Annotated in this window: 8 protein-coding genes; 5 read left to right on the top strand and 3 right to left on the bottom strand. The window is 65.2% G+C overall.

The window, feature by feature from the left end:
* The 5 genes from QZY07_RS06175 to rluB all read left to right on the top strand — a co-directional run.
* On the top strand, window positions 1-2,062 hold a 2,062-nt coding region (locus QZY07_RS06175), incomplete at its 5' end, for an EAL domain-containing protein (protein ID WP_295400702.1).
* 30 nt (window positions 2,063-2,092) lie between these two features.
* Window positions 2,093-4,720 (top strand): DNA phosphorothioation-associated putative methyltransferase, encoded by a 2,628-nt coding sequence (locus QZY07_RS06180; RefSeq protein ID WP_295400704.1) that lies wholly within the window; start codon window positions 2,093-2,095, stop codon window positions 4,718-4,720.
* A 187-nt stretch (window positions 4,721-4,907) separates the two neighbouring features.
* Window positions 4,908-6,263: a cobyrinate a,c-diamide synthase gene (locus QZY07_RS06185; protein ID WP_295400706.1), complete on the top strand. Its 1,356-nt coding sequence runs from the start codon at window positions 4,908-4,910 to the stop codon at window positions 6,261-6,263.
* Window positions 6,264-6,359: 96 nt separating this feature from the next.
* Window positions 6,360-7,241, top strand: coding sequence for an ATPase (locus QZY07_RS06190; RefSeq protein ID WP_295400708.1), 882 nt, complete (start codon window positions 6,360-6,362; stop codon window positions 7,239-7,241).
* A gap of 182 nt (window positions 7,242-7,423) precedes the next feature.
* A complete protein-coding gene (gene rluB / locus QZY07_RS06195; RefSeq protein ID WP_295400710.1) occupies window positions 7,424-8,323 on the top strand; it encodes a 23S rRNA pseudouridine(2605) synthase RluB in 900 nt (299 codons plus the stop codon).
* A 171-nt stretch (window positions 8,324-8,494) separates the two neighbouring features.
* On the opposite strand, the gene QZY07_RS06200 is transcribed toward rluB, so the two are convergent.
* The 3 genes from QZY07_RS06200 to QZY07_RS06210 form a co-directional block, all read right to left on the bottom strand.
* Complete coding sequence (locus QZY07_RS06200) at window positions 8,495-9,802, bottom strand: replication-associated recombination protein A (RefSeq protein WP_295400712.1); 1,308 nt, start codon at window positions 9,800-9,802, stop codon at window positions 8,495-8,497.
* A gap of 177 nt (window positions 9,803-9,979) precedes the next feature.
* The gene (gene lolA / locus QZY07_RS06205; RefSeq protein ID WP_295400713.1) at window positions 9,980-10,663 is read right to left on the bottom strand and encodes an outer membrane lipoprotein chaperone LolA; all 684 of its coding nucleotides are present in this window, start codon (window positions 10,661-10,663) and stop codon (window positions 9,980-9,982) included.
* A 61-nt stretch (window positions 10,664-10,724) separates the two neighbouring features.
* Window positions 10,725-12,543 (bottom strand): DNA translocase FtsK (locus QZY07_RS06210; RefSeq protein WP_295400714.1); only part of this gene is annotated, 1,819 nt, incomplete at its 5' end.

Raw genomic sequence — 12,543 nt, forward strand, 5'->3', positions numbered from 1 at the left:
ATCCCGCCTGCGATTGGCCGCCAGCGTGTTCACCCATGCCAGCGAAGGCATCATGATCACCACCGCCGATGGGACGATCATTGACGTCAACGACGCCTTTACCCGCATCACCAGTTACGCCCGCGACGAAGTGCTGGGCCGCAATCCGCGCCTGCTCACCTCGGGGCAACAGGGACGCGAGTTCTACGAGTCGATGTGGCGCACCCTGATCGAGGTTGGCCACTGGAGCGGCGAAATCTGGAATCGGCGCAAGAACGGCGAGGTCTACGCCCAGCGGCAAACCATCAGCGCGGTGCGCGACAAACAGGGCGGCACCCAGCACTATGTCTCCCTGTTTTCCGACATTACCGCGCTCAAGGAGCATCAACGTCAGCTCGAACATATTGCCCATTACGATGCGCTGACCACGCTGCCCAACCGCGTGCTGCTCTCCTTCCGTCTGCTTCAGGCCATGGCGCAGACCAAGCGGCGCGCGCAACGCCTGGCGGTGGCCTATCTCGATCTGGACGGTTTCAAGGCCATCAACGACACCCACGGGCACGAAGCCGGCGACCAATTGCTGATGATCGTGGCGGGGCGCATGAAGCAGAGTCTGCGCGAGGGCGACACCCTGGCCCGTCTGGGCGGCGACGAATTCGTCGCCGTGCTGGTCGATCTGGGGGATGAGATGGGCAGCGTGCCGATGCTCAACCGCTTGCTCATGGCCGCGGCCCAGCCCGTGCCGGTGGATGGTCTTACCCTACAGGTCTCGGCCAGCATCGGCGTCACCTTCTACCCGCAGTCCGAGGAGGTCGACGCGGACCAACTGCTGCGCCAGGCCGACCAGTCCATGTATCAGGCCAAGCTGACGGGAAAAAATCGCTATTGCTTCTTTGACGCCGAGCAGGATCAGAGTCTCCGCGGTCATCACGCCAACCTGGAACGGATCCGTCAGGCGTTGGCGGAACGCGAATTTATCCTCCATTATCAGCCGAAGGTGAACATGCGCAGCGGCGCGGTCATCGGCGTGGAGGCGCTGATCCGCTGGCAGCATCCGGAACGCGGCCTGCTGGCCCCGGCGCTGTTTCTGCCGACGATCGAGGATCACCCGCTGGCGATCGATCTCGGCGAATGGGTCATCGAGACGGCGTTAACCCAAATGGACGACTGGCGCGCGGGCGGTCTGAATCTCCCCGTCAGTGTCAATATCGGCGCCCGCCAGTTGCGGCAGACCGACTTTGTCGAGTCTCTGCGCGCGCGCCTGCTCGCCCATCCGGACATCGTCCCGAACGACCTTGAGCTGGAAGTGCTGGAGACCAGTGCGCAGGAAGATCTGACCCGTGTCTCGACCGTGATCGATGCCTGCCGGGAGATCGGCGTGCTCTGTGCCCTGGACGATTTTGGCACCGGGTATTCCTCGCTGACCTATCTGAAACGCCTGGCGGTCAGTCTGCTCAAGATCGACCAAAGTTTCGTGCGCGACATGCTCCACGATCCGGAAGATCTGGCGATCGTCGAGAGTGTCCTGGGCCTGGCCGCCGCCTTTCATCACCAGGCGCTCGCCGAAGGGGTGGAGAGTCTGGAGCAAGGCGAGATCCTGCTGCAACTCGGCTGCGAACTGGCGCAGGGGTATGTCATCGCCAGACCCATGTCCGGCGAGTCTATCCCGCACTGGGTGCGTGACTGGCGGCCTGATCGACTCTGGACCTGTCAGCCGCCGCTGCGCCGCGAGGAACTCCCGCTTTTGTTTGCGATCGTGGAGCACCGCGCCTGGATGCGCGCGATCGAAGAACACTGTCGGGCAGAGGGTCCGGGCACCTCGCGGTTTGATATTCACAATTGTCATCTCGGGCAATGGATCGCGCTCGAGGGCACGGTAAGCTATGGTTCGCAGACGACCTTTCAGTCAATTGCGCGAACCCATCGGCAGTTGCATGAATCGGCTCGGGAGTTACTGGAGCGCCGTGTCCAATGCGATCCGTTCGAGCATGTGGCAAGGTTAGAGACCTTGCGAGGCTTCCATGCTTCGCTCCTGGAGCAGATGCGGCAATTTCTGGAGGATTGTTGTCGGCAGACGCGTTAAGCGGCAACCTTTAACCTCGGTGACTGCACAATGAGTTCCATTCCGAGCAAGGTCGTTGGCGGTCGCACCTATGTCCATGTCGATGTCCTGCCTCTGCTGGATCCAGCAACGGCGGCGCGCGTGGCGGAGGCCGAGCGACTGGCCCGACGCGAGCGGCGGACGGACTTCAACCTGGTGCGCATCGATGACGCCGGCCCCTGCATCGCCCTGCTGAACTACCCTGAACTCGACGAGGAGCCCTTTCCGGCGCTGCGCGAGAGTTGGCTGGTGGATCTGGAGCGCGCGACGGTGAGTTATCGGACCTATGCCGATTCGCGCAATCCGCCGATCCTGCATCGCAAGGAACTGCTGTTGCCCGCCGATCACCCGCGGCGCGAAGCGTCTGCCGCGCTCACCGCGACCTGCGAGTCCATCGGTCTGTTCGACGACGTCAAACGCATCGGCTACCGCCACCAGTGGCAGGCGCTGGTACGCGAGAAGGGCTATCGCATCGAGGGTCATGCGCTGGTGCCGCTGGGCAACGACGACTCGGACCGGGACGACGAGGAGCCGGCTCCGGCGCCTGCCGGCTGGCAGGCGTCGCGCCATCTGACGGCGCTGACGCGCTACGGCTTTTCGGCGCCGGTGCAGTCGCTGGCGCGCCACGGGTTTCTGGATGGCCGCTATCGGCTGTTCGACTATGGCTGCGGGCGCGGCGACGATGTGCGGGGGCTGGTCGAGAACGGCCTGGACGCCGCCGGCTGGGATCCTTTTCATGCGTCGGATCAACCGATTCAGTCGGCGGATCTCGTCAATCTCGGCTTCGTCATCAATGTGATCGAGGACGTCGACGAGCGTCTGGCGGCGCTGACCCGCGCCTGGTCGCTGGCGGAGCGGCTGCTGGTGGTCTCGGTGATGCTCGCCAACCAGAATGCCCCGCGCGGCGAGCGCTTTCGCGACGGCGTCATGACCCGGCGCGGCACCTTCCAGAGGTATTTCAGTCAGGCCGAGATCAAGGCGTGGCTGGAGCAGGCGCTCGATGAGGAGGCCATCCCGGTCGCGCCGGGCGTGCTGTATGTCTTTCGGGACAAGGATGCCGAGCAGCGATTTCTGCTCAACCGCTACCGCCCTTCGGCGCCGCTCAGGGCCAGCCAACGCCGTTCCCCGAGCGGAGCCGACGGGAACCTACGCCGTTCCCCGCGCCAGGAAGGGCATGCCCCGAGCGCAGCCGAAGGGAAGCCGCGGCGGGATCGTGCGGCGGAACGATACGCCGCCTTGCGGGAGCCACTGGATCGCCTCTGGGACCGCTGGCTGAGTCTGGGACGTCCGCCGGACCTGTCCGAGGTGGACGATCCGCTCGCCTTGACCGAAGGCTTCGGCTCCTTGTCCAAGGCGCTGCGTTTTCTGGCGGGGCGGCAGGATCCGGCTGAGATCGAGCAGGCCGCCGCCGCGCGCGCCGCCGATCTGACGGTCTATTTCGCCCTGATGCAGTTCGCGCGGCGCAAGCCCTACCGTCATCTGGAACGCGGGCTGCAACAGGATATCAAGGCGTTCTTCGGCGACTATGCCGCGGCGCAGGCGCAGGCGCTGGAACTGCTGTTCCGCATCGCGGACGTGGAGTCGCTCGCCGAGGCGTGTCGGCAGGCCGCCGAACAGGGGTTGGGCTGGCTCGATCCGGGCCAGTCGCTGCAACTGCATGCGAGTCTGGTCGAGCGGTTGCCGCCGCTGCTGCGCATCTATGTGGGTTGCGCCGCCGTGCTCTATGGCGACGCCCGTCACGCCGATCTGGTGAAGATCCACATCGGTTCCGGCAAGGTCAGCCTGATGCGCTATGACGACTTCGCGGGCCAGCCGCTGCCGCGCCTGATCGAGCGGGTCAAGATCAAACTGCGCGATCTGGATATCGAGTATTTCGCCTATGGCGAGGAATACGCGCCGCCCTATCTCTTCCGCAAATCGCGCTATCTCAACGAGGAGTTTCCGAACTACCCCGAGCAGGTCGCGTTCGAGCAGACGCTCGATGCCCTGGGTCTGTGCGATCCGACCGGCCATGGTCCGCCGCCCGCGGCGTTTTTGGAGACGCTGGCCCGGCGGCGCTGGATCCTCGCCGGATTCGATCTGGCGCGCCCCCGGACGCTGGCCGAGCTGGACGCCCCCTGCGGACGTTTTCTGACCTTCCGGCAACTCATCGCGTGCGGCGAGACTCAGGCCAGCACGGGGCTGCCCAATCTGCCCCAACAGCCCGAGAGCTACGACGCACTGCTGGAGCTGGCGGAACGGGTGCTGGATCCGGTGATCGACTACTTCGGGATGATCCGTCTGACCTACGGTTTCTGTTCGCCCCAACTCGCCCGCCGGATCCCCGGTCGCATCGATCCCCGGCGCGATCAGCACGCCGCCCATGAACTGAACCGCCTGGGCAAGCCGGTGTGCGAGCGGCTGGGCGCGGCGGTCGATTTTATCGTCGAGGACGAGAGCATGCTGGAGGTCGCCCGCTGGATCGTCGCCAATACGCCCTTCGATCGGCTGTATTTCTATGGCGACGACCTGCCGATCCATGTCAGTCATGGGCCGAACCAGGATCGGCAGATCGTGATGATGAGCGCGGGCAAAGCCGGGCGGCTGGTGCCGCGAGTGGTGCCGAGTCTGCCCGATGCCAGGTCGCCCAGGCTGGTCTGACGCGCCCGGACTGGTCGGCAGGATGCCCGCTGGGAGGCACGGGAGGCGCGGTTGAGCGATACGTGCCCGTGATCGTCGAAACCAATCGAAACAGCCGATACTGCCTGTTGGCGCTTGGCCATTCGGTGGCCTAAAGTTCGAGCGTGTAACACCCTCAACGACCGCTTTTTCGATCCTACGTCGACCCATGCCCATGCCAGAGCCAAAACCGTCCCTCTCGGATCCCGCGCCGCGCGAGTGTCCGGCCCTCTTCCTGACCGCCGCCGCATCAGGACAGGGCAAGACGACCCTGGTCGCCGGTCTGGCGCGCTATCACCATCGCCGAGGGCGACGGGTGAGGGTGTTCAAGACCGGCCCGGACTTCCTCGATCCCATGATCCTCAGTCGGGCGAGCGCGGCGACGGTCGGGCCGCTCGATCTCTGGATGGTCGGCGCATCGGACTGCCGCCGCAAGCTCTGGGAGGCCGCCGGCGAGGCGGATCTGATCCTGGTCGAGGGCGCGATGGGCCTGTTCGACGGCCTGCCGAGCGGGGCGGATCTGGCCGAGACCTTCGGGATTCCGGTCGCGGCTCTGATCGACGCGCGCGGCATGGGTCAGACCTTCGGCGCGCTCGCGCTGGGTCTCGCGACCTATCGTCCAGCCCTGAGCTTCGCTGGCATCCTGGCAAATCGGGTCGCGAGTCCGCGTCACGAAGCGATGATCCGGGGCGGATTGCCGCCGGGGCTGCGCTATCTGGGGGGCATGCCGCGACTGGCCGAGGCCGAACTGCCGAGCCGGCATCTGGGGTTGGTCCAGGCGTCGGAGATCGCCGACCTGGAGGCGCGTCTCGACCTGATCGCGGAGCGGATCGGCGACACCGCCCTGGCCGAGCTGCCCGCGCCGATCCGGTTCGCGCCGCCCGCCGAATGGCCGGTCCTGCCGGGGCGGCTAGCCGGACGACGCATCGCGATCGCGCGCGACGCCGCCTTCTCCTTCCTCTACCCCGACAACCTGCGTCTGCTGGAGGCATTGGGCGCCGAGTTGAGCTTCTTTTCGCCGCTCGCCGACCCCGAGGTCAGCGCCGACGCCATCTATCTTCCCGGCGGTTATCCCGAACTCCATCTGCACGCCCTGGCGGCCAACGCCGGGGTCAAGGATGCGCTCGCGCGGCATCTTGCCGAGGGCCGTCCGCTCTATGCCGAGTGCGGCGGCATGCTCTATCTGCTCGACCGGCTCACCGACAAATCGGGAAACACGGCGGAAATGGCGGGCCTGCTCCCGGGCCGCGGCCAGCTGCGTCAGCGTCTGGCTGGTCTTGGCATGCAGTCGCTCACGACCGCGGATGGCTGCCTGCGCGGACACAGTTTCCATCACTCGACCATGGAGACGACGGTCGCGCCGGTCGCGGCCAGCATTCGTCAGAGCGACGGGCGGGCGGGCGAGCTCTTCTATCGCCATGGTTCGCTGCGCGCGAGCTATCTGCATCTCTATTTCCCCTCCGCGCCCGCGGCGGCGGCCGCCTTGTTTCTTCCGGACCACGGTCTATCCGCGCGGGCGTCCTAAGGCGGCCCAGACAGACCGCTAGTCAGCGGTGCGCGCGCTGCATTACCATCGAAACCCTCGACGACTGACGTCTCGCCCTTTGCTGGAGTCTCATCCTTGAAGTTCACGGTCGACGAATTCCGCGCCTGGAAGCATAAATGCGTGACCCTGCTCGGCATGTCCGGGGTCGGCAAGACCTATCTCTCGGCCATGCTGCGCAACAGCGACTGGTTCCATTACTCGGGCGACTATCGCATCGGCACCCGGTATCTCGACGAGCCGATCCTGGATCTGATCAAGGCGCAGGCGATGCGCGATCCCTTCCTGCGCGATCTGCTGCGCCGCGACTGGATCACGATCCGCAACATCATCAAGATTCACGATCTGGGGCCGGTCCTGAGCTTTATCGGCAAGCTCGGCAATCCCGAATTGGGCGGCCTGCCGCTGGCGGAATTCAGCCGGCGTCAGGCGCTCTATCGCGAGGCCGAGATCGCGGCCATGCTCGATGTGCCCGATTTCGTGCGCAAGGCGCGCGAGATCTACAGCTATCCTCATCTGGTCAACGATGTCGGCGGCAGTCTGTGCGAACTCGACGAGCCGCGCGTCATCGATCTGCTCGCCCGGCACAGCCTGATTTTCTATATTCGCGTCCCGGAGGCGGACGAAATCAAGCTGATCGAGCGCGCCCAGGCCGATCCCAAGCCGCTCTATTATCGGCCCGAGTTTCTGCGCGCCGCGCTCAAGGATTATCTGGCCGAGCATGGTCTGGATTATGTCGCCGAAATCGCCCCCGATGCCTTCACGCGCTGGGTCTTTCCGCGTCTGTTCCACTCGCGGGTGCCTCGCTACGAGGCGATCGCGCGGCCGCATGGCTACACGGTCTCCTCGGTGGATGTCGCGGGGGTGCGCGACGAGCAGGATTTCCTGCTGCTGATCGAGTCGGCGATCGCGCAGTCCGAGACCCATGCGTCGCTCGCCACGCCCCGTGCGGAGATCTAGGCGTGTTGCCTGGTGCAAAGCTCCGCGTCTATCGGGTTTTCGGCATGTTAGGATGTCTCTTCGACTCGGCATGGCTTCCCGTGCCGGCCCCGGTTTCGGCATTTCTGTCAGACAACTCTTCAATGAGGACGCGGTGTTTCCCCCGACTAAACTGGGGAGGCGCCGCGCGAGCGTGATTTTTTATGAAAAACGACCGACGTCCGCCGCTGTATCCCTCCAACGAGGAGGCGGTGCGACTTCAGAAGCTACTGGCCGAGGCCGGCCTGGGCTCGCGCCGCGAGATCGAGGGCTGGATCGCCGAGGGCCGGGTCCGGGTGAACGGCGCCTTGGCCAAACTTGGCGATCGCGCGACCAGCGCGGACCGTATCCGCATCGACAGCCGCGATGTGAAGCTCAAGCGCCAGCGCGAGACCATCCCGCAGATCATTGCCTATCACAAACCCGAGGGCGAACTGGTGACCCGGCGCGACCCGGAGGATCGGCCGACCGTCTTTCGGCGCCTGCCTCGACCGAAGGAGGGGCGCTGGATCGCCGTGGGCCGGCTGGACATCAATACCTCTGGCCTGATTCTGTTCACCAACGATGGCGAACTTGCCAATCGTCTGATGCACCCGTCGCGCGAGATCGAGCGCGAATACGCGGCGCGCATCCTCGGCGAGATTCCCGACGGTACCCTGGAACGCCTGACGACGGGCATTGAATTGGAGGACGGTCCGGCCAAATTCGACGCCGTCACCGACCAGGGCGGCACGGGCGCGAACCATTGGTTTAACGTGGTGCTGCGCGAGGGCCGCAACCGCGAGGTGCGCCGACTGTGGGAGGCCGCCGGCTGCACCGTCAGCCGGCTGATCCGCATCCGCTACGGCAATATCGAACTGGGGCGACGTCTCTTTACCGGCAACTGGCGTCCTCTGAACGATGAAGAACAGACCGCCTTGCTGGCCCTGGCCGGGTTGAGCGTGCCGGAACGGCCACGGCCGCGCAAGTTCGGACCTGGGATTCGGCGTTCGCCGCCATCCGAGCCAACCTCTCCGATCGCGCCAAGGCGTCAAGGAGGACTGCGGCGAGGGGGGCGGGATTAAGCGATCTCCAGAAAATCCGGAGACTCCGAGCGTGAAGCCGTTCGCGATGAGCCCGTTCGCGGTGAATCCTGAGCGGAGCCGAAGGGTCGAACCATGAACGGCTTCGGGGAAACGCAATGGGTTTCCGGCGGCATCCATGGCTTCAAGGCTGGCGGGTACTGACCACGTCGGCTATGCGTCTCGTCCCGCCGCCCGATCCAGTGCCCTGAGCCGTTCCAGCTTCTCGCGAATGCGAATCTCCAGACCCCGATCCACGGGGTCATAGTAGCGGCGTTCGCCCAATTCCTCGGGGAAATAGACCTCGCCGGCGGCATAAGCCTCTGGCTCGTCGTGGGCGTAGCGATAAGCGCGACCATGACCGAGTTCCTTCAGCAGTTTGGTAGGCGCGTTGCGCAGATGCACCGGCACGTCGAGCGAGCCGGAACCGCGTGCGTCCGCCAGCGCGGCTTTCCAGGCCGTATAGACCGCATTGCTCTTGGCGGCGCAGGCCAGATAGACGACCGCCTGGGCGAGCGCCAGTTCGCCTTCGGGCGAGCCGAGCCGTTCCAGCGCAATCCAGGCATTCATGGCGAGATCCAGCGCGCGCGGATCGGCGTTGCCGATGTCCTCGCTGGCCATGCGTGCCACGCGGCGGGCGAGGTAGAGCGGATCGCAACCGCCATCGATCATCCGCGCCAGCCAGTAAAGCGCGGCGTCGGGGGCCGAGCCGCGCACGGCTTTATGCAGGGCGGAGATCTGATCGTAAAAGATGTCTCCGCCCCGGTCGAAACGACGCACCGGATCGGCGATGACCTCGGCGACGGTCGCATTCTCGATGCGCTCGCCGGGCGTCAACTGAACCGCCAGTTCGAGCAAATTCAAGGCGCGGCGGGCGTCGCCATCGGCGGTCTGGGCCAGAAGTTGGGCAGCCTCGTCGGGCAGAACCAGAGGTTGTTCGCCAAACCCATGAGTCGGATCCGCGAGCGCGCGCGTCAGGACGTGCCGGAGGTCATCGACCGTTAGCGCCTTGAGGACATAGACCCGCGCCCGCGACAACAGCGCGTTGTTGAGCGAGAAAGAGGGATTTTCGGTGGTCGCGCCGATGAAGGTCAGGGTGCCGTTTTCGACATGCGGCAGAAAGGCGTCCTGCTGACCCTTGTTGAAGCGATGGACCTCGTCGATGAAGAGGAGCGTGCCGCGCTGCTCCAGCCGACGCACGCGCTGGGCTTCGGCGACCGCCTCGCGGATCTCCTTGACGCCGGCCAGCACCGCCGACAGGTTGAGGAAATGGGCGCCTGATTGACGCGCGATCAGGCGCGCCAGCGTGGTTTTGCCGGTGCCCGGCGGACCCCAGAGGATCATGGAATGCAATCGGCCCGATTCGATGGAGCGACGCAATGGCTTGCCGGGACCGAGCAGATGCGCCTGTCCGATAAATCCATCCAGGGTTGCGGGGCGCATACGGTCCGCGAGCGGCGCGTCCTCCGAGCCCGCGATCATGGCCGAGCCGCGTCCAACATGACAGGTGTTGCTGGCGCATTGGCGCGGTCCCGTCCGAGCCAGTCAGCATCAATCTCTTTCGTCATTGAAACCGCGTCCACGCAGACGCCAATGGATTTAGGCAAGGTTGGGTCAACTTGGAAACAGCACAGATCGCTCTGGCGCGGTTTCAATCAATCAATCGATCTGGAGGAAATCGTCGACATTACGCTGATCGATCTCGAACAGCTCGGCGTTGAGGCTGGTGTTGCGCCGAGCCCCGGTGAAGTTGAGCCGGGTTTCCTGGCCGAAGCTGTCCTGCATGATGAGACTGTCGAGCGTGTCCTTGCCGAAGCCGATGTCGATCCGCACCACGTCCGTGTCCTGATCCTTGGGGATGAGTTCCACCCAGTCGCGCCCATCCGTGCTGTCGATCGGACGGGCCTTGAAATGCTGCTCGATGGGGCCGGGATTCGCGAGCAGGAGCGCCGGCGTTCCGCGCAGCGCCTGGTCCTGATTCTGATGCGAGACCTGTTTCAAATCCAGGTCGTGGAGATAGACGCGCTTGCCATCGGCGATGATGACCTGCTTCGTGGGGGTGGCGTACTCCCAACGGAAACGGCCGGGGCGCTGGAGATAGAGCGTCCCGCGGGCCTCCAGCATCTGGGTGTGGTCGGCGTTGAAGGTGTATTGCTCGAAATCCGCCTGGAGACTGTTCAGGTCGGAGAGGTAGGCATTGACCCGATCCGCTCCGTCGGCGCTGGCCGCGCCGACAAGCGCGAGCAGGATGACGGCGATGAGCCAGGATTGCCGGCGCGGATCGCGCGCGCGATAGGGGCGTGAACCGGTCGTCGGACGGTTGGTGGTGGGGAACAGGGACATGCTCGGGTTTCCTGGTGTTGCGTTCGTTGCTTACTGGTAGAGACTTTCTCGGAAATCGCCTTTAATCCTCGACCGGCGGCGGGGCCAGAACCTCGCGGTTACCGTTGGTCTCGGCTGGACCGACGATGCCGATGCGCTCCATTTCCTCGATCATGCGGGCGGCGCGGTTATAACCAATCTTGAGCCGACGCTGGACGCCCGAGATGGAGGCGCGGCGGCTCTCCACCACGATCTGGCGCGCTTCGTCGAACAGCGGATCGGTATCCTCGGTCTCGCCGCGCGGCTCGGGGTCGATGCCGGGCAGCGACTCGGACGGCTCCCGCAGGACATCGTCGAGGTAGCTCGGCGCGCCGTATTGCTGCTTGAGAAAATCCACGACCTGATGGACCTCGTGATCGTCGACGAAGGCGCCATGCACGCGCTGCGGGATATTGCCGCCCGGCGGCAGATAGAGCATGTCGCCATGGCCGAGCAATTGCTCGGCGCCCATCTGATCGAGCACGGTGCGCGAGTCGATCCGCGAGGACACCTGGAAGGCGATGCGGGTGGGGATGTTGGCCTTGATCAGACCGGTTAGCACGTCCACCGAGGGGCGCTGGGTGGCGAGCAGCAAGTGGATGCCCGAGGCGCGCGCCTTCTGCGCCAGTCGCGCGATCAGTTCCTCGACCTTTTTACCGACGACCATCATCATGTCGGCGAGTTCGTCGATGATGACGACGATATAGGGCAGATGGCCGAGCGTGGGCACCGCGACGCCGGACTCCAGGTCGAAATCGGCGCCGAGGATCGGGTCCGGAATCGGCTCGCCGGCGGCCTCGGCCTCGGCGACCTGACGATTGTAGCCGCCGATGTTGCGCACCCCGAGCTTGGCCATCAGCCGGTAGCGGCGTTCCATCTCGCCGACGCACCAGCGCAGGGCGTTGGCGGCCTCCTTCATGTCGGTGACGACGGGTGTCAGCAGGTGCGGAATGCCCTCGTAGACCGAGAGTTCCAGCATCTTGGGGTCGACCATGATGAGCCGCACGTCCTCCGGCCCGGCCTTGTAGAGCAGGCTGAGGATCATGGCATTGATGGCGACCGACTTGCCGGAACCGGTGGTGCCCGCGATCAGCGCATGCGGCATGCGCGCCAGATCGACCACCACCGGCAGACCGGAAATGTTGGTGCCCATGCCCAGGGTCAGCGGCGAGGTGGCATCCTGGTAGATCGCGGAGGCGAAGATTTCGCGCAGGAAGACCGTTTCGCGCTCTTTGTTGGGGATCTCGATGCCGACCACCGGTTTGCCTGGAATGATTTCGACCACCCGCACGCTGACGGTGGAGAGCGCGCGTGCCAGATCGCGGGCCAGTCCGGTGATCTTGCTGGCCTTGATGCCGGGGGCCAGTTGCATCTCGAAAAGCGTGACCACCGGGCCGGGGTAGACGGCGACGACCCGGACCTCGACCCCGAAATCCGCCAGATTGGATTCCACCTGACGCGAGAGATCCTCGATCTGTTCCTCGGAGTAGCCACGTCCGGTCTTGCGCGGCGCGTCCAGCAGATCCAGCGGCGGGCGGGGCTGTTCGCCGGCGGGGATGCGGTCGGACAGCCGTTCGCTGACGCCTTGCGCGACCGGGGGTCGCGGCGCGGCCTTCGCCATCGGCCGCGGAACCTTTTTCACGCGCGGGGCCTCCAGCGGGACCGGCTTCTGTCCACGCATCAGATCCGCGATGGACAGCCTGTCATCCGGCTCGTCGACGGACTCCGCCGCCAGCGTCTCCGGCTCGACCAGGGCGTGTCGCACTCTCTCGGGCAGTTGTCCCAATAGTCGCCGAGGAGGCGGCGCGGGGATCTCCTCCGCGGATTCGGGCCATCGAGAAGTCGATGACGGAGGGTCGATG

The sequence above is a fragment of the uncultured Thiocystis sp. genome (assembly GCF_903866365.1).
Classification (GTDB): Bacteria; Pseudomonadota; Gammaproteobacteria; order Chromatiales; family Chromatiaceae; genus Chromatium.

Excerpts from the sequence above, each read along its gene's own strand:
- lolA (WP_295400713.1), bottom strand. The coding sequence starts at position 10,663 with ATGTCCCTGTTCCCCACCACCAACCGTCCGACGACCGGTTCACGCCCC.
- rluB (WP_295400710.1), top strand. The coding sequence starts at position 7,424 with ATGAAAAACGACCGACGTCCGCCGCTGTATCCCTCCAACGAGGAGGCG.
- QZY07_RS06200 (WP_295400712.1), bottom strand. The coding sequence starts at position 9,802 with ATGATCGCGGGCTCGGAGGACGCGCCGCTCGCGGACCGTATGCGCCCC.
- QZY07_RS06185 (WP_295400706.1), top strand. The coding sequence starts at position 4,908 with ATGCCCATGCCAGAGCCAAAACCGTCCCTCTCGGATCCCGCGCCGCGC.
- QZY07_RS06180 (WP_295400704.1), top strand. The coding sequence starts at position 2,093 with ATGAGTTCCATTCCGAGCAAGGTCGTTGGCGGTCGCACCTATGTCCAT.